Source organism: Nocardia sp. NPDC051900, assembly GCF_044452545.1.
Lineage (GTDB): Bacteria > Actinomycetota > Actinomycetes > Mycobacteriales > Mycobacteriaceae > Nocardia > Nocardia sichangensis.
The window spans coordinates 1-21,725 of record NZ_JBITBU010000040.1 but is presented as its reverse complement, the minus strand read 5'-3'; the positions used below and the strand labels follow the sequence as shown (position 1 = coordinate 21,725).

Genomic DNA, 21,725 nt, shown 5'->3' with positions numbered 1-21,725 from the left:
GGCGGAGGATTGGCGTTTTCCATCCTGCCGCCGGAAGGCCCGTCCCCTTCAGCTCACCCCTGTTGCGGGCGTCAACAACCTCATGACCCGCAACATCTAAGCCTCGATCGCCGAGATCGCCGCCACCCAGCTGACCGGTCGGCTCTCCGGCCGACTGATCGGCACCAGCAGCGCGGACCGGTTCACCATGTCCGCCAGAAACTTGGTTTGTCCGATGTCCGTCTCAGCATCGAAACCCACGACGGCGCGCTGCTAATCATCCGCTACTTCGGCCGATACGCCTCATCCCTCAACAGCCCTCGACCGCGATCGTTGCTTCGTCCGACACCGCCGACCCTCGCTACGACTGGCTCAACGACATACAAGCTGCCGGCAAAAGCATCTTCAAGGCAGACCGCAGCCGACTGGACTACGAACTCTACGAACTACGGTGAACAACCACGACCTGCCGTCGGTCTGCGTCGGGCGCCGCGCCGATGTCGAATGTCGGCAAACCTTTTCCTGACCAGCCCCGGTCATTGCTGTGTGCATCGAGTCGCCGAAGACGGTACCCAGCGGCTGTTGCTGCTCAGCAACGGTCTGCTCTTTGCCGCATGTCATCGGGTGCTGCGAGCGTTCTGTCTGACATAGTGCGGCGCAAGCAGAAGCATGCCTTCGGTCGCTGGTGGACAAACTTCTACTCCCTGTCGTCGGCTTGTGCGCCGGTGCTGCTCGTCGGCGCTGCCTTGCCACCCGGCCCGGCAGAGAAGAGATCTGGCGGGCGGCCGTCGTGGCAACCTGGGTCGGGCCTGCGCCGTTGGACAATCGGAGCAGGGCCATCGGGTTCAGCTGGTATTCGACGAGGAACCGGTTCCGCGCTCATTGCCGGTTCGTACTGTCGATGGCGGAGTCGTCCCGCGATTGCTTCCACAGTGCCTGGTAGTCGGGGTCCGACAAGGACTGGATGAGCCTGCCGACGAAGGCGTGTTCGGCCTCGAGGATCGCTATCTGGTAGTCGTCCTCGATCAGGAATATCCAGGGCAGCCCGTTGGCTCGAGCGGTCGTGCCCTCGGCACGCAGTTCCGCGAGGGTGGCGGCCAGGGCGTCTTGCCGGGTGGTCAGCAGGTCGGCTGCCTCGGCGGGTGGCAGGCCGGCCAGCAGCGACAGGGCAACCCCGAATCGGGGGTACTCGTTCTGCGGGTGCGCCAGCAGCATACGCATCCAGTCGAGGTATTCCGCGCGGCCGGCCTCAGTAAGCGCGTAGACGGTCCGCTCCGGCCATCGGCTGTCACGGACGGTGCCCTGTTCAGCGATGAATTCCGCGCGGGTCAACTGGTCGATGACCATGTACAGGGACCCGCGGGTGTATTTGACGTGCCGGTCGGCTCGAGTTTCTTCGAGCCGCCGAGCCAGCTCGTACGGGTGCGCGGGTCCGTTCAGCAACCACGCCATGACCACCAGTCCCAGCGGGTTGGACACCTTCCGCCGATGCGCCATGAACCTGTCTCCTTCCGACCGAAGCGTGCCTCTCCATATTGGGGACCACAGTAGTTGACATCGACTACCCACAGTCGTCTAGTATTAGTCGATATCAACTGGTTTGTATTGGCTAGTTGGGATGAACTAATAGACGGGGAGTTCGATGACAGGCGCACGGACGGCCATCGTGGCCGGTGGCGGTATCGCTGGTGCAGCAACCGCGATTGCATTGCAGAAGGCGGGCATCGAGGCGGTGGTTTACGAGGCGCACCGCGACAGCGCGGAAGGGATTGGAGCGTTCCTGACGTTGGGCAGCAACGGCATCGACGCATTGCGGACTCTTGATGCCGCACACGTCGCCATGGATCTGGGCTTCCCCACCCCCGGTATCGCGTTGCGCAACAGCGCAGGCAAACTCCTCGGCTACAGCAGCACAGGGCTCCCGCTGCGCGACGGCACCGTCTCCCGCACGCTGCGGAGGGCCGACCTGTACGTGGGCTTGAATCGGGAAGCGGCAGCCCGCGGCATCCGGATCGAATACGGCAAGCGACTGGTCCAGACGGAGCAGATCGGCACCGAGGTACGGGCACGGTTCGCCGATGGCACCGAAGCGATTGCGGACGTGCTGATCGGTGCCGACGGGGTGCATTCGACGGTGCGGGGAATCATCGATCCCGCCGCGCCGAACCCGGTGTACTCGGGCCTGCTCACCACAGGCGGATACGCGCAACACGCCGGAATCACTGTCACCGACGGCAGTTACGAGATGATCTTCGGTCGCCGCGGGTTCTTCGGATACGCCACGGCCCTCGACGGTGTCACCTGGTGGTTCGCCAATGTGCCGCACCGTCGCGAACTCGATCGGCGCACGGTGGCCGCCGAGACCGAACACGAGCGCCGCGCACGGCTGAACGAACTGTTCGCCGACGATCGCGGACCGGCGTTGTCGCTGATCGAAGCCAGTCCCGAGATCGGCGCACTGACGGCAATCCACACTGTGCCGAAGCTACGGCATTGGCACCGCGGGCGAATCGTGGTCATCGGCGATGCGGCCCACGCCCCGTCTCCCACCTCGGGGCAAGGCGCCTCACTGTCAATCGAGGACGCCGTCGTGCTTGCCCAATGCTTGCGCGACAACCACAACGTTCCGGCGGCGCTCGCCCGATTCGAGGCCGAGCGCAAACCCCGCGTGCAGGCGATCGTCCGATGGGCCGCTCGCGTCAACAGCAGCAAGGCCGCCGGCCCCGTCGCCGCCGCGATCCGGGACGCGATGATGCCGCACCTCCTGCGAATGACGGTCCGCAGCAAAGCCTTCGGCGACATCTATCACCACCACATCCACTGGGACGACCGACAAGCTGCCCGCTGAGACCGAACACACCGACCTAGCGCCGATCCGGAACCTCGAAGTTGGAGAGCGAGACATGTCCACACTGCCCCAGCCGTCGACCGACCCGACTGCAACCGCGCCCCGACAGCGGATACTGCCATTGGCAGCCGTCGCCGGCCCGATTCTGTTCACTGTGGCCTGGATCGTGCTGGGATTCCTGAGCACGGGATACACCCTGTTCGACCACACTTACACTCACTACTCTCCGGTCAGCCAACCCGTCAGCGGGTTGGGTATCGGCACTACAGCCCCCTGGATGAATACCGCATTCGTCCTTTCGGGCACGTTGCTGATCATCGGCGTGCTCGGCGTTTTCCGCGCCATTCCCGATCGCACATCTAGCAAACGAGCCTGGTCGATCGCCCTACTCTCCGCTGCGGGGGTTGGCATGATCATCGACGGCGTCTTCACCCTGCGATTCGTTATTCCTCACACCCTCGGATTTCTCCTCGCGGCGGGGGTGCCGGTCATCGGCTTCCCACTCGCAGGCAGTTACCTACGTCACCACCCACAGTGGCGCGCGATCGGGGCCTGGCTCCAACTCGCAGGGCCACTGACACTGCTACTCATAGTCGCCTTCTTCGCCACCTTCACACCGACCGCCGACGGCGCCGAACACGGTATCGCCGGGCTGATCGAGCGAGTTCTGGCAACTGAAGTATTACTCAGTTTCGCCGTGCTCGGCATACACGCGGCTACTCAACGTCCACGGCCATGACCGCCGCCGCTGCCACCCCTGATCGCCGCTACCGTATGCGGAACCGCCCGCGATAACAGGTGGACAATGCGCTACCCAACAGGGCGATAAGAGCCTTCGGTGACCGCAGCAGCGACACGGTCAACACCCCGATCGCGGACAAGGGCCACGACTACCCCAGCATCTACACCCAACTGCGGCAACGACGTATCACCGGTTACACCCCCGCCGCAGCACCTGCGACAAGGTGACCGCCGGACGCTGGATCGTCGAACAATCCCTCGGATACCGGTGAGCGCAAACGGTTCTCCTCGGCGATCCTGCCCGGCTTGGTGCCGGTGTTCACCGTAGATCAGCGAGGTGCTGCCGCTGCCGTATCTGCACGGGCTGTCCACCGGCGACTTCGCACCGGCACTGCAGCAGTTCCTGGCCACCGGATCGGGCCTGTCGGCCTCGGCAATCAACCGGCTCACCTCGCAATGGCGGGACGAGACGAAAGGCTCTGCTGTCCGGGACTTTTCGAACGTAAACTACATGTATTCGTGGGTGGACGGTATCCACCTGAAGGTCCGCCCGGAACAGGAGAAACTGTGCCCGCTGGTGATGACCGGCGTGCGTGCGGACGGCCGCAAGGAACTCATCGCCAGCAGCGACGGGTTCCGCGAAATCGCACGAATCGTGGGCCCACCTGCTGCCTGGTGCCGCCCTTGAGACCTTCATCACGCTTGCTGAGCAATCCTGGGAAGGACGGACACCGTCACATCTCGGTCGGCCGAGGCAAACGAACCGTAGTCGCCTCACCAGCACTTCCCACAGCGAAATCGGGCCGTATCAACGAAATCGAGTTGGTCATTGGAAAACAGAGCCATCCAGCTACTCAGACAAATCCAAACGGCTCTGACCGATATGTTGACTAGGAGAGCGAGGGTTGACGCGAAATCCATCAAGGGTCTCAGCGCAGCAGCCGAACAGGTGGCAAAGACCAACAACGAGGCCGATATCCGGGCCGCGGAGATGATCACCAACACAGCAGAGCCCGGAGCAGCACGGCCGACGCTCTCTGCCGGTGCACCTTCTCGGCCCGCGATCGCCAATATCCCCGATCGACTGCCAACAAAATATTTGAACACGAGCCTGGACGAAACCGGGCTCGCAACCGTCGGCCCCGTGCACACAAACGACGGCCCCGGCATCGCCCGTGCGCATGTGCTGGCATCAAGAGTCGCTTACCGTGATCTCCCTGGGGCGGCAGAGCACCTCGATGACTTCCTGCTGGGCGATCTGGGACCGCGGAAGATCGCGGACTGGTCCCGACTGGCCACCTCGGGCGAGCCGGGACTGTTGGTGGCACGTACCTCCGACAATACGGTCGCAGGATTCATCTGGGTCTCCACACGCGGCGATGGCGCCGGAGAGGTGAATGCTTGGTACGTACACCCGAATTGGCATGGCGCCGGAGTCGGTCGAGACCTGATTCACGCGGCGCTCAACCGGCTGGGAGACGTCGATGTCTACGCCCAAGTCGTCGCCGGCACCACAGCGGTCAAGCACTATCAGCGGTACGGATTCAAAACATTTGGCGAGCTGGGAGAAACGCCACTCCCACTACGAGAAGCCGGGATTCACGCACCCCTGATCTCGGTCAAACGCACCTCAGAAGCGGCCGGTCAGTAACGCACGCAAATCTGCCAACTCCTCACCCACAAGTTTCGACAACATCTCCTGACACCTCGATCACCGGAGGCCATGTGTTCCGGGCCCGAACGTGCTTTACATGCCGACTTCCTCGGCAGCACAAGGGCGAGTGCGAACTGCTCGGGGCGTCACTCGCACCTAGAGAATTGCGCGTCAATTTCCTGAGCATCGGGCGACGGGAGCCCGATATTCGCCCGCGTCACGAGGCCCGGTAATCGACCCACCATATGAAAAGATTTGTCACGCCCTATTATCGCGGGCCGGAGCGCGCCGGCTCGATTGCTCGCGGTGTTTTTATTTCTAGTGGAGCTTTTACAGGCGGTCTGCGGGCCACTGGGTGTCGGATCAATTATCACTTTTGCTCGAGGTGAACCCGAGGAATCAACTGCAATGCCGGGTTCTAGTCTCTTTCTTTACGTGGTGGGTGCCCGGTCCAGCGGATATAGGCTCGGCGGAACCCTCGGGCGTCGCCGAAACCTACCTCCCGGGCGATCGCCTCGATCGTCAGCGTCGACTCATGCAGCAGATACGTCGCTCGCCGCGCGCGCACACGGTCGCGCAAACTGTGGAATCGTTCTCCAGCACTGGCGAGTTGCCTGCGCAACGTGCGTTCAGTGATGTGCAGGCGCTGAGCGATTTCGGCCATGGTCATGGGATGCCGCAGATTGTGATCGAGCAGCGATTCCACGGCCATGACGACGTCAGGGCGAGTGCTGTCGATGTCCAGCAGTCGGCGGCACGCGTCGATCGCGACGGCACGAATGGGATCGTTGGGGGTGGGGAACGGCCGATCCAGGTCGGCGACGGGAAAGACCAACCGATTGGCGTCGGCGCCGAACCAGACCGGGCAGTGGAAGAACCTGCGATAGTCGTGCGCGTACTTCGGTGCGGTATAGGAGAGTTCAATCCTCGTGGGCGACCAGCCCGCGCCCAGCATGGTGCGTAGGAAGACGACTGTGCTGCACAGGACCTCTTCACAGAGGAACGCGATCAGACGTGGCTCGGGCGCGCGCTCGCGCAGACGGAGCGCGACTTCATGATCGAACAGTTCAGCTTCGAGATCGACCAGACTGCCAGAGGCTTGGTGCAGTTCCAGTCCAACCGCCATCGCGTCGGCGGTAGTGACGCACGAGCGCATCGCCATACCCAGCATGCCGAACGTCAATAGTACGTCGCGCATCCCAACCTGCATGCCCAATGGCCTATCCGGCATCGCACGCACGGCCCGGCGCAGGATCGTCGCGGCTTGCTGGTACGACACCTTCAACTCCGGGGAGGTCACCAACAGATTGGGATCGAGGCCCGTACCCGCGAACCAAGACACAGTGGGCAGCCCTTCACGCTGTCCGATCTCCACAACCCCGGTCAGCACGAGGGGCGGTATGACCGCCTCATGCAATCGCATATCGGCACGGTTTGCCACATCACCCATCCCTGTCCGGTTTCGCCCCCATTCTAGCCGGAATGGCCCTCCTGGCCCTTGCCAGCGCTGGCTTGAATTCATTTAGGTCTGCGACGGCGAAAGAAGGATGTATGACCTCCAAAACAGATTGTTCCGAGCCCGCTCGTATGTGGTCGGTTCACGCCGAAGGTGGGGCGCCTTCGTGTGCTTGGGATCATTTGGGTGTTGGTTCTGCTGTGGAGCTGGGTGGTGCGGGTGCGCCTGCTTTGACCAGTGAGTTTGTGGGGCGGCATGTGGAGTTGCGGCAGATTGATGATTGGTTGCGGTGTGAGACGGCGAGGTTGGTCACGCTTGTTGGGCCTGGTGGTATTGGTAAGACGAGGTTGGTGGTCGAGGCGTTGCGCCGGCACGGGCGTCGTCCGAATCCGGTCTATTGGGTTGGGTTGGCTCGCTTGGTGCGTGGCGCGCATGTCGATGTGATCGCTGAGGAGGTGATGCGGTCGACCGGGGTGGTGGATGTTTCGGGTCGGTCGGTGCGGAAGTGCGTGGAGGGGGTGTTGGCTGGTGATGATCGGCCGCGGGGGCGTGGGGCGGTGCTGGTGATGGATAATTGCGAGCATGTACTGGATGCGGTGGGGCCTCTTATCGTGGGTTTGCTGCAGGCGGTACCTGGGCTGACGGTTATCGCGACGAGCCGGGAACCGGTGGGGTGGGTCGATGAGCATATTCTGACTGTTCGGCCGTTGACGGTGTCCAATGCCGTGGAGTTGTTTCGGCGGCGGGCGAAGATCATCGGTCGGCCGGTTTCGGATGATCCTGAGCAGTTGGCTGTGACCGAGGAGATTTGTCGGCATAGCGACAATAATCCGTTGTTTATCCGGTTGGCTGCGGCGCGGTTGCGGCATCGCCCGTTGGGGGTGGTGCGCCGGGAGTTGAGTGGTGATTCCGATGACAGGCGTATGCAGTGGTCGCACGGGGCTAAGATGGGAGTTGAAGAGCGTCATGGTGGTGTTCGTGATGTGATTGCCTGGTCCTATGATTTGTGTTCGGGCGCTGAGCAGTTGTTGCTCGACCGTATGTCGGTGTTCGCGGCGGGTTTCGAGGTGCATAACGATGTGACGCGAAGCGGCGGCGCCGAACCGGATGCCATCGTGGCGGTGTGTGCGGATGAGTGCCTGCCGGCGGAGGAGATCGAGTCCTTGCTGGAGAGGTTGGTGGAGCGGTCGCTGGTGTCGGTGAATATCGCGTCCGCCACGGTGCGGTATTTTCTGCTCGAAAGTGTGCGTGTGTTCGTCTCCGGCCAGCTGCGGCTGCGTGGTGGGGGGCCGAGCGAGGCGGAGTTGCTGGCGCGGCTGCGGCGGTATTATCGGGACAGGGTCGTGTCTGGGCGAGCGATTTGGTCGGGGCCTGGGCAGCGTGACTGGCTGGAGTGGGCGCGTGGTGCTTGGGACAATATTCTTCTCGGTATCGAATCCGGCCTCACCACACCTGCTGAAGCTGTTATCGGTGTCGAGACCGCGAGTGCGTTCATCTCGTTGCGGGCTCCGTTCGTGATTTCCCATGCGGGTCGTGCGATGCCTGCGTTGATCGAACGCGCTGTGGAAGCTGCTGGCGGTATCGAGGTGATACCGACGCGGTTGCGGGTCGCGGCGCTCGCGGATGTCGGCCACTTCGCGTTGTGGCACGGGCAATACGACTACGCGGCAAAGTTGTTGGATGAGTGTGTGGCTGCCTGTGTGCCGGATTCGCGACTGGCCCGTGGTTGGCGTGATACTCCAGGGTCTGACATCGGCCTGCCGGCGGAATTGGAATTCTTCTGGGGTGTCGAACTCATGCTGCGCGGTTCGGATCCCCACGCGCCGTCTGTATTGGCTCGTGCGCGAAAGAAATTCGCTGAGGCCGGTGACCTCGCGGGCCAGCGGCGTAGTGACATGTTCGAGTCGCTGGCGTGTTCTCTCACCGGTGATGGACAGCACGCGCTGGAAGTCGCTCGGCGGCACCTTGATCGGGTCTTGGAATCGGAATCAGAGAACGCTGATTGGGTGAATCCCTGGGCGCGGTTGGCGTGGATGCTCGCGCTGCTGTTGCATGGTGATCCGCATGAAGCATTGAAGGTCGGTCGCACCGTGCTGAAGCGGTATAGAGCGGGCATCGATCCGTGGACGACCAGCTGGATATTCCGCTTCGGTGTCGCAGCACTCGCCCGCGTCCTCGCCGACCGCATCGCCCGAGAAGACGCCCACCGCGACGACTGGGAGACCGCCGCCGCAGAAATCGCGCTCCTGCACGGCGCCGTGGCCGAATCGTGCCGATCGATGGGTATCACCGTCGAAAACATAGCCACCGTCGCCGCGCAGACCAAACGCGTCACCGAACTCGTCACATCAATAATCGGGGCGGATGGGTTCGCCGCCGCAATGGAACTCGGCGCGCAACTGAGCGTGGAATCGCCGGACCTGCACGCATTGATGCTGGGCACCCGATCCGCCGACGACCTGCTCCACGCCACCACCACCGACCGGCGCGCGGCGACCTCGCGCTGGCAAGACCTCTCACCCGCCGAACGCGAGATCGCCGTACTCGTCGCCGCCGGCTGGGCCAACAGCGCAATCGCCGCACGCCGCGGCAGCTCCATCCGCACCGTCGACACACAAGTCTCCATCATCCTCCGCAAACTCACACTCACCACGCGGTACGACATCATCACCCTGGTCCCACAAGAACTCATTAAACGCATCCAACTCGAAGCCCGAGAACGACCCACCCGCCTCCGCCATCTACAGCACTGATAAAGCCGTGAATCGCGGCTCTGTCTCAATTTCGGTGGTGATTGCTGGTGTGAGGCACGAAGTGCCGTGGGTGATGTGAATGTGTCTGTAAGCCTGATTTTTTCGGAGTTGCCACCACTGTTGGTGGAGGAGGTGAGCGACGAGGGCTCCTGGATCGGGATACGCGCCCGGACCCCCGATGGCCCGGCGGCCTGCCCGGGCTGCGGTGCTGTTTCGGGCAAGGTGCACAGCTACCATCAGCGCACCGTCGTCGACCTGCCGCTCGACGGTCGTGCGCGTGCGAGTGCAGGTGCGGCGGCTGGTGTGCCCAACCATAGGCTGTCGCAACACCTTTCGTGAGCAGGTGCCCGGGGTACTGGAGCGCTACCAGCGGCGCACCACGCGCCGCGGTACTTCGCGCACTGGGCCTGGGTGAAACCGGTCGCCGGATGACCAGGCCAACAAGAGCCGTATGACGGGAGACTGTCACCACGGATCTGTGGGAGCCCGGGGTTGAGATACCCCGGACCACCCGACCGTTGTATTTACAGTCCCCGAAACCGGGGGAACATCATCACCTCCAAGGAAGCGGGAAAACCTCAGTGTGAGGCCCTTGGCCGACACCGACGATCGTCTTTGCTGGCTGTTGCGGTGTGAGTGCTGGCGTAGGCGGCGAGTGTGCACATCGCGCCGAGCACCGTCCATCGTGTGGGTGTGATCCCGGCTGCGGTGAGCAGGTAGCCTGCGGTCAGTGCGCCGAGTGCGACCGCGCCCTCACACACAAGTGCCATCGCCGCGACAGCGCGCAAGAGCGTGTGTTCGGGTATCGCCTCGACCCGGTAGATCGTCAACGCCACATTGGTAAGTACGCCTACCCCACCGATTCCGCACCAACATGCTGCCAACACAGAAGGGTTGGTACTCAGCGCCATCGGGACAAGCAGGACGGTCCATGCCCACAGCGATGCCCGGTAGAGGCGTCGAGGAGAAATGCGTGCGGTGAGCCACGATGCGGCCGCCGCACCGAGAATTCCACCGATCCCTGCCGCGCCGAGTACCAGCCCGGTAGTCCATGCGGGGTATCGGTTGCTGTGTAGTTCTACCAGGATCAACAGCAGCACGACCTGGATGACGATGTTCGACAACCCGCTGATCAATGTCGATGTTCGCAGGAACGGTTGGGTCCACACAACGCGTATACCGTCGAGGATATTGGCGCGGCCGCCTGTCTCAGCGCAGACTGGTTCGGGTGCGGGCACGTTCGAGCGGATTACTCTCAGTGTGACTAAGCAGCACAGGTACGAGGCGGCGTTGGCGAGGAACGGTAGCCAGCGGGTCACACCGTAGACCGCTGCACCGGTGGCTCGCCCGATCAGGATTGCGATCGGTTGTTCGGCTTCGAGGAAGGAGAACGCGGTGGGGCGCTGGCCGGTTGACACCACATCGCGGATCGCGCCGAGTTCGCACAGACCGCCGAAGACATAGACGCTGCCCTCGATGAACGCGGTGGCAAGCAGTATCAGCCACAGACGGGGCAGGTGCGCCGCGGCCGAGATGGCCGCGACGCCGGTCGCGGCCAAACCGATGTACTGGCATCGGATCAGCGTGTGTATGTGGTGGGAACTGTCCGCGACCGCTCCGGCGGGCAGTTGAAAGATCAGCCCGGGCAGGTTCAGGGCTAACCCGATCCACCCTGCCGCCATCGGCGAGCCGGTATCGGCGAGAACTAGCAGCGGGTAGGCGATCCGGACACCGTGGAATCCCACCAGCGACGTCGCGCTACCGGACCACAGCAGGATGAAGTTCCGGTTGGTGTGCAGCCCAGAGCTATTCATCACGCCCCGTAGTGTCGGAAAACCTGAGATCCGCACGGACGGCCGATTCGATGTGCTCGATCAACTTTTTCAGATCGGCGCAGTACACCGACGGGTTACGGAATCCGGTGTCCTCGCGATAGCGGTGGACGTAGTGTCCACCACCGCACACGGGCTGCACCGGGCAAGAAAGGCAGGTGTCGCTCAACGCGGCAGCACCGATCTGGCGAGCGACGATCGACGGCTCCGATAGAGCCAGATCGAGCGGGTTGCCCTCGCCTTTTGTATGGAGTTCGGTCGCTCTCGCAAATGTCGACTTCAATTCGTCGACCTGCTCCAGGATGCCGTTCGTCTCGATCACGGCGAGTCGAATCGGTGCCAGTCCTACAGTCTCCGATACCGCGACACCGCCGAGCAGGAGGTCGATGATGTCTTCGAAGAGACGTACTTTAGTTTCCAGTACCGGCGCTCTGTACCATCGGTCGAATATTTTGATCAGCCAGTCGGCGTAGGGTGTGGTGTTGTCGTAGATACCTGACGCGGGCGGCGGTGTCACCCAATTGCCATGTGGCATTAGGAAGTCAACGGCTGGCGGATCGAACTTCGCGAGCGCCTCATAGGTCTGTACCGGGTCGTTGTGAGTATCGATCGTGCACAGTAGTCCGGAGAATAGGTGACGCCAATCGTCGGTAGTCAGCTTCGCCAATCCCTCGGCGACCCGGGAGTAGCTTCCCGAACCTCGCCGATCGCGGCGGTGTCGATCGTTCGCCTCTTCGTCACCGTCAATACTGACTCCAATCTGGATGCCCCATCTATCACAAATGCGAAGGAATTCTTCATCGAGCAGAACACCGTTGGTTTGCATTCCAACTCGCACCTCAGTGGACGGCTCGATCAGCTCTCGCGCTCGTCGGGCGAAATGCCCCAGGTCCCGATGTCCGACAAGTAACGGTTCACCGCCGTGTAATACGATATCGACAGCGGGCAACCTGAAGATGCGAGCATGTTCACCGATCATTCGGCATGTGTCGTCGAAAACTTGTCGAGACATTGTTTTCGGCTGCTCGCGCCAACTCTGGTCTGCCATTTCGTAGATATAACAGTAGTCACACGCCAAGTTGCACCGGCTATGGATCTTGATGATGAACTCCGTGAATGGCAGCGGTTTCCAACCGCCGCGACGTAATTCGGCAACATCTAACCCAATCGCAGGCCACGGAGCTCGCTCCCGAAAAGGACTCAACGATAGCGAAACTGATCCCATTTCTCACTCTCTTGGGCAGTGTGAACTATCCCGGTGGACTCAGCTCACCGAGCCCACCGAGTAGTCGACGCTTATCGCAACCGGTTACTTACCGGAACCTATGAAGGAGTTGAACGAGCGGCCTCGATCACTCCGATTCAGGCGACGCTCGAGCGCGGCACGCAGCGCGGGACTCACCCCCTCTGGCAGCTGCTCCGAGTTGGTCATGGCGAGCTGGGGAAGATTTCCCATGGTGATACCTCCTGATACAACCCCCGCATTTCAGCATTAGAAACGCAGCCTCAGGCGGACCCTGGCCGACTATTCTACGAATCGAACGGGGGATAACCTGATGCCGTGACATGTCGTCCACCCGGCCTCTGAAGGATATTTCGCCACAACACAATTTCCAATTCTCCAAATATGGGAAGCCCAGAGCCCGCCCTTAACGGCGCCCCGCTGACCGCGTGGGGACCCCAGGCCACAACCGCTCAGCGCCGCCTCCGCGCCGCGGGGTCGGTTTGGGACTGCCACCAGATCAGCGCTTCCGCCGAGGGGCGTGGGTACTTGCCGAGGGACCGGACCGAGGTGTGCCCGCTCATGCGCATCAGCATCGGTGTCGACGGCCCCGTCCTCGGCGGCGTGGGTGAGCTTGGAATGTCGGAGTTGGTGCAGCGTGAACGGTCCGCTATGGCTCATTTTCGGTGCGTTGTGAGGCGCTGTGATTCGCATGGAGGTGAGAGTGATACAGGGATAGACGTACCGACGGTCGAACGGGCCAGGCGGGGCGGAGCCGCCGTAGTAGTCCGAGGCCGGGGTGCGACACGAGGTCGCACGAGTTGAGTGAGCTTCACTGAAGGAGGTCGGCGGATGCCGAAGGTGTAGTTACGGATCAGTGTTCGTGGATCTGTCCCCGCGCCTGACATGCGTCGCTGGTAACGGCGGGGTGTGAAGCTCAGGTCGGAAGGCTCGAGGGCTCCCGTTCCATCCGGGAGCCACAAGTCACGGGGAAGGCCGACAGGGTGAACAACCGTGAACCCCTGATGATGCCTCGTCATCGGAAACCCCGCAGATGGGTTGCTGCAGCGGGGGCAAGGACTGGTCGCTGGAAAGCGCAGGCGCCGACCGGAAGACTCCAAGCCGGTCGGGAGAACACCGCCGTCCTCGGGGTATAGGGGGCACCCGACCCGGCCGTATCTCACTCGTGTGGAACGTGACAACCCCGTTGGAGTCCGGCGACGTTTACGTCGTCGGCAAGCCGACCGTGAGGAAGGCCCGATTCTCCAGCGGGCGCAGGATGGCCCAAGAAGCCAATGCCGGCGGCCGAAAGGCAGCGGGAAAACGAGACATCGTGCTCGGCTCCTCCGCCGAGGGTCTCGTATAACCGGCCGGATACGGGCGATGCCCGGACCCGAAAGGGTGCTGACGTGGCCCAGGTGAGCCTGTGAAGAGACGACGACAACGACACCGGAACCGAAGGACAAGTTGGACACCATGGCAGAGACAGCCGCGGCGGTCGAGGACATCATGGTGAACGGACCTGAGGACGACTTTCTCGATTGGCAGTCGATCGACTGGCGAGCCGTCGAGGGCGAAGTACGGCGTTTGAGGCAGAGGATCTTCACGGCGACGCGGGCAGGCGACCTCAAGAAGGTCCGCAATCTGCAGAAGTTGATGCTCCGATCCCGGGCGAACACGCTGCTGAGCGTGCGGCGGGTGACAGAGATCAATGCGGGTCGCAAGACGCCCGGGGTGGATGGTCGGGTGGTGCTGTTGGCACAGGACAAGGCCGGACTGTCCGACTGGGCGCAGTACTGCTCGTCGTCGTGGACTCCTCGGGCGGTCAAGCGGGTGTTCATCCCGAAGGCAGGCGGGAAGCAGCGCCCGCTCAGCATCCCGGTGATCGCTGACCGGGTGCTTCAGGCGCGGGTGGTCAACGCGCTGGAGCCCGAGTGGGAGGCACGGTTCGAGCCGAAGTCGTATGGTTTCCGGCCGGGTCGTGGTTGTTAGGACGCAATCTCGGCCATCTACCTCACGTTGAAAGGTAAGAATCCGCAACGCGTGTGGGTGTTGGATGCGGACCTGAAAGCGGCGTTCGACCGCATCGATCACAGCCATCTGCTCGCTCAACTGGCCACGTTCCCCGCCCGGGGATTGATCGCAGGCTGGTTGAAGGCGGGGGTACTCGATCGTGGTCGGTTCGCCTCGACCGAGGAGGGCACGCCCCAAGGCGGGGTCGTGAGTCCTTTGCTGCTGAACGTGGCCCTGCACGGGATGGAAGCAGCAGCGGGAGTCCGTTGCCGCAAGCTCGGCACGCACGCCGCCGAGTCGGTGGAAGGCTCCCCGGCGCTGGTCAGATATGCCGACGACCTTGTGGCCCTGTGTCATTCGCGTGGACAGGCCGAGCAGGTCAAAGCGCGGCTCGCCGCCTGGCTGGAGCCCCGGGGGCTGGTGTTCAACGAGGACAAGACGCGCATCGTCCACGTCGAAGACACCGGTTTCGATTTCCTGGGGTTCAATGTCCGCCGTTACGACGGCAAGCTGCTGATCAAGCCGAGTTCTGCTGCTATGAAACGGCTTCGGGAACGGCTGCGCACCGAGATGAGGGCTCTGCGCGGGGCCAACGTCAGTGCGGTGCTGCACAAGATCGACCCGATCGTGCGGGGCTGGTCGGCCTATTACCGAACAGTGGTGTCCAGCAGGGCATTCACCGCGCTGGATGACTACATGTGGAAGCTCACCTACAAGTGGGCCAAGCACGGCCATCAGAACAAGTCGAAGCACTGGATCGTCACCCGGTATTTCGGCCGGTTCAACCAGTCCAGGCAGGACCGGTGGGTCTTCGGTGACCGGGACACCGGCGCTCATCTGCCCAAGTTCGCCTGGACGAAGATCGTCCGACACCAGATGGTCGCGGGCACATCGTCTCCGGACGATCCGTCCTTGACCGAGTACTGGTCCGAACGGCGACGCAAAGGGGCGCCACCGCTACTGGGCGCGTTCACCCTGCGGATGCTCAAACTACAGGCCTGACGCTGCCCGCTCTGCGGGAACCTCCTGCTGCGCGCCGACCATCAACCCCAGAACCCGCACGAGTGGGAACGCTGGGCGAAGGTGACCCGCACCGCGATGGTGAGGCACAGCCTCACCATCGCTCGCGGAGACGGAACGTCGGGCACGGCCATCCGTTTCGTCCACGCCTCCTGCCGTCGTCGGCGGTCTGCCGACCGGGCTGGAGGTCCGGTAATTCTGCAAGCCCGCAAGCCATCTGGGCTTGCTTGAGCCGTGATGCGTCGACGAGGCGCATGTCCGGTTCTGAGGGGGCCTCGGCGCAGTAATGTGCCGGGGCTACCCGACAGAGCCGGTCACATGGCGAGGGGTAACATCGGTTTTCGAGAAGGGGCGGAGACTGGAATGCCGAAGATGCGCCACCGAACGGTGACGCCGCGCCGGGCGGCCCTGTGGGGCCGCGCCGGCGGGTATCGGGAATGCAGGCCAAGCTTCACCGTCGAACCGGCGGCCGATCCCGGCCGCCGGTTCGACGACCTCGCTGCGCAGCCGATCGACCATGCGGTCCTGATGGACCGGGTGCATCGGCGGGTCAAGGACAAGCGGGTGCTGGTGAGCAGCAAGCTCCCACAGAGCGGGCAGCGCCCGTCCTGCAGCTTGAGAATCCGCAGGCTGAACGCGTCGAGTAGCGGTGGTGTCGCTTTGCGTCGCCGTTCGGACCAGTACTCGGTCAGGGCCGGGTCGTCCGGAGGCGATGCGCCCGTGACTATTCGGTGTCAGACGTTCGTCGTCCAGGCGAACTGGCGCAGGTGAGCGCCGGTATCCCGGTCGCCGAAAACCCACCGGTCCTGCCTGGACTGGTGGAACCGGCCGAAGTACCAGTTAACGGCCCAGTACCTCGACTTATTCTGATGGCCGTGCTTTGGCGCACTTGTAGGTGAGCTGCCACATGTAGTCGTCCAGCGCGACGAATGCCGTGCTGGACACCACCGTCCGGTAATAAATCCGACCACCCCCGTACGCTCGGGTCGATCTTGTCCGGCACTGCACTGACGTCCGGCCCGTGCAGAGCCTTCGTCTCGGTGCGTAGCTGTTCCCCGAATCCGTTTCATAGCAGCATAACTCGGCTCGGTCAACAGCATGCCGCCATAACGGCGGACATTGAATCCGAGGAAATCGAAGCCGATATCGACGTGCACGATTCGCGTCTTGTCCTCCTTGAACACCAGCCCTCTCGGCTCCACCCAGGGAGCGAGCCGCGCTTTGACCTGTTCGTCCTGTTCGCGAATGACACAGAGCGACAGAGTCGTCGGCATATCTGACCAGCGCGGGAGAACCCTCCACCGACTCGGCGGCATGAGTCCCGAGCTGCGGTAGCGAACTCCCCCTGCTGCTTCCATCCCGTGCAGGGCGACGTTAAGCAGAAGGACTGACGACCCGCCTTGGGGTATGCCCTCCCCGGTCGGGGCGAACGACCGTGATCGAGTACTACCGCCGGATCACAACCATCTGCTCGCTCAGCTTTCCATGTTTCCCGCTCGGGGACTGGTGACCGGTTGGCTGAAGATGCGGTCGAACGCCGCTTTTCAGGTCCGCCGCTACGACGCCTGGTACCGGCACATCACCCTGGCCGCGCTCGTCCACACCTACCTCGCGTCACCGCAGCCATCGCCCTGAAAGTGTTGGCAGCGAACTCATCCCGCTCATCCCCGGCGAACTCCGTGCCTTCTGGCACACCTTATTACCTACCGGTCCGCCTCACCTCCATCCAACGATGGTCGACCTGCCGCCCACGCCACCAGTTACACAGCCCAAAAGGCGCGACTAACACACCGATTACATCACGGAGTGCGGATGAGTGCGAGAACGAACGTACTCATAGCGGAGATATACGGACTCAAACTCCTGCTTGTCACACATATTTACAAGCTTGGAATGCGACGCTAAACTACGTACGTATGCTGTTCATCTCCACGGATGAGCGCCATCGACTTGTTCGCGTAGACTAAATCTATGTGGAGCTCCGAGAAACTATTTCAATGTCGGCTGCCCATCATGAAGTTTGCGAGCCTGGATGCCAGTCAAACGTCCGCTGCCAATTTCTGGCGAATAGATCGGTGAGCAAGGAGGCGGGGCGGCTTCGTGCACTGCTCCGTTGAGCAGCGCAGCGAGAGCTCCCCTGCTGCGGAATGGTTATTACCAGTAGCCGATTTCTGGCACAGCAATTTTAGCAAAGGTCTGCTGTAGTATAGAAACTAGGCACTTTTGCCAATGGTGGATATCTAGGCGCCGTGATGCCATTATCGAACCTTGCGGTAGTGCCGTTCCGGATATAGACACCACCCGGCTCGGCGGACCAACTTCCGCCACGACCCTCCGATAATCGACCAGTATTCGAGGTGGAATTATTATGCCCCGGACCGGGTGCTGCCAGTATGCCGAAATATGCGCGGGATCCGCCGGGTTGCTGCTGCGGAGGACAGTCCAGTTCAGTGACCATGTTCAGGCTGGTCAAGACACTCGCGATCAACGCGGCGGCACTCACTGTGGACAACTGCTGGCTGGCACCAAATGCGGCGAACGACGCGTTGGGCGATACCGCGCAAATCGCTGCGGATTCCGACATCATCACCGGCATCTACGAAGGCAACTCCCCGCTCATGTCCTCGGACTCGAAGTCGGGAAAGTCCAGAAGGTCACGCCGACAGGCACACTCATCGAGATGCGCCTGTCGATCGAGCCGCGCGTGAATATACCGAAAGACGCTATGGCACGGACCATCACCTGGGTCGAGTCCGACACTGCGATCAAGACTATCGATCAGTTCGCTGCAGCGTGGAAACCGCAGGGAGGCGCCGCGAGGCTCGGCCCGATGTCGGGGTGGGTGCTCTAGCCCATGCTCGAAAACAACGGCGCGAAGATCCGCGGCACCCTCGGAGCGCTGTCGGCCGCGCTGAAGGTCGGCGGCGAGGACAAGGACGCGGTATGAAAAGTCATCCTCCGGCTCAGCGAACTCACCACCGCCATCCTCTCCGCGAACGACCGGGCTATCCGCGATTTCAGCGACTGGATGACTCAGATCTTCGCACTGCTCCCCGAACAATCTCCGGCTTACAGGTGACACTCGACCATACGCAGCTGACCACCTTCCTCGCCAACACCTCCGGGGCACTCGGGCAGTACCGGGACCAGCTCGCAGGCACCTTGACCGAACTCACGAATGTGACACCCCAGCTTCGCGACAACCCCTCCGAAATCGCCGACCTCGCGCCGAGGGTGTTCCAGAATATCGACCACCTATCGACCGCGAGAACCAGCGAGCGCGAGTCCATTTCATCGTCCCCGCCGCTCTCATGATCCGGCCGAGGTGGAGATCCGAGGAGGATCCGCGGGACGACTGTCGGCGTCCCGTCATGTTGTCGCGTCGGTTCTGTACCAGCCGTTGGCGGCGGCCCGTCGGCCGACTACTGATCGTAATCCTCGCGCTGTTCGTCCTTCCCGGACTCCTCGGTGCGGTGGCCAGTGCCCAGTACCAGGCCGCGACGACAGGCAGCGGTGTCTCCGAAATCGACGGGATCAGCTGGATGCATATCCGAGACTCCTACGGCGTGCCGCTGGCGAGCTATGCGTTCGCGACCGACCATGGCGGTGTGCTGAACCCGAGCTCCACCATTCTCTGGTCCGTCCTCGGTTTCGAATTCATCGGTTACATCGCGATCGTAACCACCGCGATCTGGTTGATCGGCAATGCATTGAGCTTTGAATGGCTGAATATGTTCGGCTCGGCGCTGACTGGGGTTGCGGACCGGCTGACCGTTCAGATCGCGACGCCCATGCTGCTGACCACCGCGGCTACCATAGGCGCGTTCTGTGTTGCCTGGTTCTTGCTGCGTGGATATCACGCCAAGGCGGTGCTACAGATCGTGACGATGCTCGGGGTGGCGATCCTGGGCCCAGCGTTCCTGGCCGAACCGCTCGGCGATGTGCTGTCTTCTAACGGATTGCTCGCCAAGGGGCGGGATTTGGGAATTTCGGTCGCAGCCGGATTGAACGGCGACACAAATCCGAATCCGAATCAAATGGTGACGACCATGCAGGAGGCTCTGGCGGACAACTTCGCCCGCCGCCCGGTGCAGGTGTGGAATTTCGGACATGTGGTCGACGAGCAACCGGCCTGCCGAGCCGCCTGGTCCGCAGGGATGGCCGAAGGCGATGACGATCGCGTTCGTATGGGCATGCAACGCTGCGGTGATTACGCCGCCTACGCCAAAGCGCAGAACCCGAGCATGGGGCAGGCCGGCACCGGACTGATGTTGTTGATCTGCGGCGGCACCCTATTGGCGTTCGCAGTGATGCTCGGGATCAGGGTCATCAAGGCCGCACTGGATACGATCTATCACGGGTTCATGTCGATATTCGGCTTCGCCGCAGGCGGATTCGTCTACGGACCGACGCAGACCTTCCTAATCCGCAATCTCGTCGACGGCTTTGTCGCGGCCGCCAGGATGACCGCGTACACCATCTTCCTCGGCATTTATGTGCTGTTCATGGGCAATCTGTTCGCGCAGGCGAAAGGGCAGACCATGGCGGTGATAGTCATCGCGGGCACCGTCGAGATCGTCGCCACCGCCCAGCTCAAGCGTCTCAGCCGCAGCCTGGGCAGGGGCAACGACTGGATCGCCAACCGGTTCGCGCTCGCCGTGCAGGGGTCTGGAGCACGCTCCGGCGGTGCAGGTGGCGGTGGATCGGCACTAGGCATGGGTAATGCTCGCGCTGGCGATTCGCTGCACGCCGGGCTGATATCCGGGATGAGCATGCTGAATACGATCAATGCCTCGCCTGCGACCGCGTGGCTTCTCGGGGCGACGGTGGGCCCGTTGAACCCGCTGTCGCGCAGGAAGAAGCGGATGGATCTCAACAACATCGCAGCCTCCCCGATGGCGCGGCAATCGCAGGAGTACAACGATGCTGGCCGCCGGAACTGGCGAGTCAAGGTTACCGGGCGGTTGAACGGAATAGATGGCGGAATCAACTCCGCGCTCGGTGTCCAAAATGTTCTGGACGGTCTGGGCGACAGCAAGGTCCCGGACTCGATGATCGCTCCGATTCTGCTGGCGACGGGTGCGAGCGATCAGCAGGTGATCGATGCCCAGCGTGCGCTGGCCGTGCAGAAGGCCACCATGAAGAACTACGACCCCAACGGCTTCGCGCCCTTACAGAAAGCGCTCGCCGCAGGGTACGCGGTGGAGAACCACCAAGACGCCGCCGCGCTGCCGGCCTTCGCGGCGCAAGCCGTGGTCGCCGCGGACAGTTTCGTGCGGCACTCCACCGCGCCCATGAACCCGAACGCAGTAGATCACCAGTTCGTGCAGCGGATCATGAACATTTTGGACCGTCCAGACCATGAAAGCCAGCTCAGAACCATCACTCCAGACGAGTGGCGCAACGCCGGGCGCGATACTCGCCAACACATCGGACGGCAACTAGCGCTCCGGCACCAAGACGCGGCCACGAACTACTACCACAATCAACACAACCCGATTCTGCTTCAGGTCTTGCAGCGGTCGAACCGGCAACTGGCCGACTTCAACGGCTTCGATCCGAATCGTGGGCCCGTACCCTGGTCTTCGTAGGCGAGCGTGGGCAGACCCACCCTATTCGCCGATCGGTGAAGTGAAAGAACCGATCACCTATGCTTGACAGAACTTTCCTACTCCATCCTGGTCGCCCATTAGGGACTGTAAATACAACGGCTCTGTCTCAATTTCGGCTCTGGCTCACTTCCGGTGGCTCAGCGTGATGGTCTGACGGCACGATGCCTTGGTGAGCGTGGTGAATATAGCTGTTGGACTATCGTTCTCGGGTTTGTCAGCTCTGGTGCTCGACGACGTTGTCGATGACGGTTCGAGGGTCGTTGTTCGGGCCAGGACGGCGCCAGGCCCTGCGGTGTGCTCGCGCTGCGGCGCGGCGTCGGCGAAGCTCCACAGCTATCATCGTCGGACCGTCGCCGATCTGCCGGTCGATGGCCGCCTGGTGGTGCTGCGGGTGCGGGTTCGGCGGCTGGTCTGTCCGACGCCGCACTGCTGGGGGACCTTTCGTGAGCAGGTTCCCGGCCTGCTCGAACGGTACCAGCGGCGCACCACCCGGCTGACCGGTCAGGTGCGGGCAGTCGTGAGGGAACTGGCCGGACGAGCCGCGGTCCAGCTGCTGGCTGCCTTGCCGGCTCGGTTGTCCCGCCACACCACAGTT

Annotated in this window: 14 protein-coding genes and 3 pseudogenes; 12 read left to right on the top strand and 5 right to left on the bottom strand. The window is 62.5% G+C overall.

Annotated features, from left to right (window positions below; all coding sequences use genetic code 11):
• Window positions 1-96: 96 nt before the first annotated feature.
• Together ACIA5H_RS36400 and ACIA5H_RS36395 are read right to left on the bottom strand one after the other, a co-directional pair.
• Window positions 97-240 (bottom strand): hypothetical protein, encoded by a 144-nt coding sequence (locus tag ACIA5H_RS36400; RefSeq protein WP_397080754.1) that lies wholly within the window; start codon window positions 238-240, stop codon window positions 97-99.
• A gap of 618 nt (window positions 241-858) precedes the next feature.
• Window positions 859-1,476, bottom strand: coding sequence for a PadR family transcriptional regulator (locus ACIA5H_RS36395; protein WP_364439582.1), 618 nt, complete (start codon window positions 1,474-1,476; stop codon window positions 859-861).
• A gap of 145 nt (window positions 1,477-1,621) precedes the next feature.
• Here ACIA5H_RS36395 and ACIA5H_RS36390 point away from each other — a divergent pair, with 145 nt between their 5' ends.
• The 4 genes and pseudogenes from ACIA5H_RS36390 to ACIA5H_RS36375 all read left to right on the top strand — a co-directional run bounded on the left by ACIA5H_RS36390 (window position 1,622) and on the right by ACIA5H_RS36375 (window position 5,219).
• Window positions 1,622-2,827: an FAD-dependent monooxygenase gene (locus tag ACIA5H_RS36390; protein WP_397080752.1), complete on the top strand. Its 1,206-nt coding sequence runs from the start codon at window positions 1,622-1,624 to the stop codon at window positions 2,825-2,827.
• Window positions 2,828-2,882: 55 nt separating this feature from the next.
• Window positions 2,883-3,566, top strand: a complete 684-nt coding sequence (locus ACIA5H_RS36385; RefSeq protein WP_397080750.1) for a DUF998 domain-containing protein — start codon at window positions 2,883-2,885, stop codon at window positions 3,564-3,566.
• A gap of 260 nt (window positions 3,567-3,826) precedes the next feature.
• Window positions 3,827-4,239, top strand: a pseudogene (locus ACIA5H_RS36380) (transposase); the annotation flags it as partial.
• 278 nt (window positions 4,240-4,517) lie between these two features.
• Window positions 4,518-5,219 carry a GNAT family N-acetyltransferase gene (locus ACIA5H_RS36375; RefSeq protein WP_397080748.1) on the top strand — a complete coding sequence of 234 codons (702 nt, stop codon included), beginning with the start codon at window positions 4,518-4,520 and terminating at the stop codon, window positions 5,217-5,219.
• 421 nt (window positions 5,220-5,640) lie between these two features.
• Here ACIA5H_RS36375 and ACIA5H_RS36370 read toward each other — a convergent pair whose 3' ends face one another.
• Window positions 5,641-6,663 (bottom strand): AraC family transcriptional regulator ligand-binding domain-containing protein, encoded by a 1,023-nt coding sequence (locus ACIA5H_RS36370; protein WP_397080746.1) that lies wholly within the window; start codon window positions 6,661-6,663, stop codon window positions 5,641-5,643.
• Window positions 6,664-7,028: 365 nt separating this feature from the next.
• On the opposite strand from ACIA5H_RS36370, the gene ACIA5H_RS36365 reads away from it, so the two are divergent.
• Window positions 7,029-9,431, top strand: coding sequence for a LuxR C-terminal-related transcriptional regulator (locus tag ACIA5H_RS36365; protein ID WP_397080744.1), 2,403 nt, complete (start codon window positions 7,029-7,031; stop codon window positions 9,429-9,431).
• Between the two features lie 66 nt (window positions 9,432-9,497).
• Window positions 9,498-9,816: pseudogene (locus ACIA5H_RS36360) on the top strand (transposase family protein); the annotation flags it as partial.
• Window positions 9,817-10,009: 193 nt separating this feature from the next.
• On the opposite strand, the gene ACIA5H_RS36355 reads toward ACIA5H_RS36360, so the two are convergent.
• Window positions 10,010-11,245, bottom strand: coding sequence for an MFS transporter (locus ACIA5H_RS36355; RefSeq protein WP_397080760.1), 1,236 nt, complete (start codon window positions 11,243-11,245; stop codon window positions 10,010-10,012).
• On the bottom strand, window positions 11,238-12,488 hold the full coding sequence (locus tag ACIA5H_RS36350) for an FxsB family cyclophane-forming radical SAM/SPASM peptide maturase (protein WP_397080742.1): 1,251 nt from the start codon (window positions 12,486-12,488) through the stop codon (window positions 11,238-11,240). Before ACIA5H_RS36350 ends, ACIA5H_RS36355 begins: the two co-directional genes overlap by 8 nt.
• Before the next feature lie 1,473 nt (window positions 12,489-13,961).
• Here ACIA5H_RS36350 and ACIA5H_RS36345 point away from each other — a divergent pair.
• From ACIA5H_RS36345 to ACIA5H_RS36320, 6 genes and pseudogenes are all read left to right on the top strand, one after another.
• Window positions 13,962-14,978: pseudogene (locus ACIA5H_RS36345) on the top strand (reverse transcriptase domain-containing protein); the annotation flags it as partial.
• A gap of 57 nt (window positions 14,979-15,035) precedes the next feature.
• Entirely contained in the window at window positions 15,036-15,500 is a 465-nt protein-coding gene (locus ACIA5H_RS36340; protein WP_397080758.1) for a group II intron maturase-specific domain-containing protein, read from the top strand.
• A 1,425-nt stretch (window positions 15,501-16,925) separates the two neighbouring features.
• On the top strand, window positions 16,926-17,153 hold the full coding sequence (locus ACIA5H_RS36335) for a hypothetical protein (RefSeq protein WP_397080740.1): 228 nt from the start codon (window positions 16,926-16,928) through the stop codon (window positions 17,151-17,153).
• Window positions 17,154-18,593: 1,440 nt separating this feature from the next.
• Entirely contained in the window at window positions 18,594-18,833 is a 240-nt protein-coding gene (locus tag ACIA5H_RS36330) for a hypothetical protein (protein ID WP_397080738.1), read from the top strand.
• Between the two features lie 158 nt (window positions 18,834-18,991).
• Window positions 18,992-21,109 (top strand): hypothetical protein, encoded by a 2,118-nt coding sequence (locus ACIA5H_RS36325; protein ID WP_397080736.1) that lies wholly within the window; start codon window positions 18,992-18,994, stop codon window positions 21,107-21,109.
• 190 nt (window positions 21,110-21,299) lie between these two features.
• Window positions 21,300-21,725, top strand: a 426-nt coding sequence (locus ACIA5H_RS36320; RefSeq protein ID WP_397080756.1) for a transposase family protein, incomplete at its 3' end; no start/stop codon positions are given.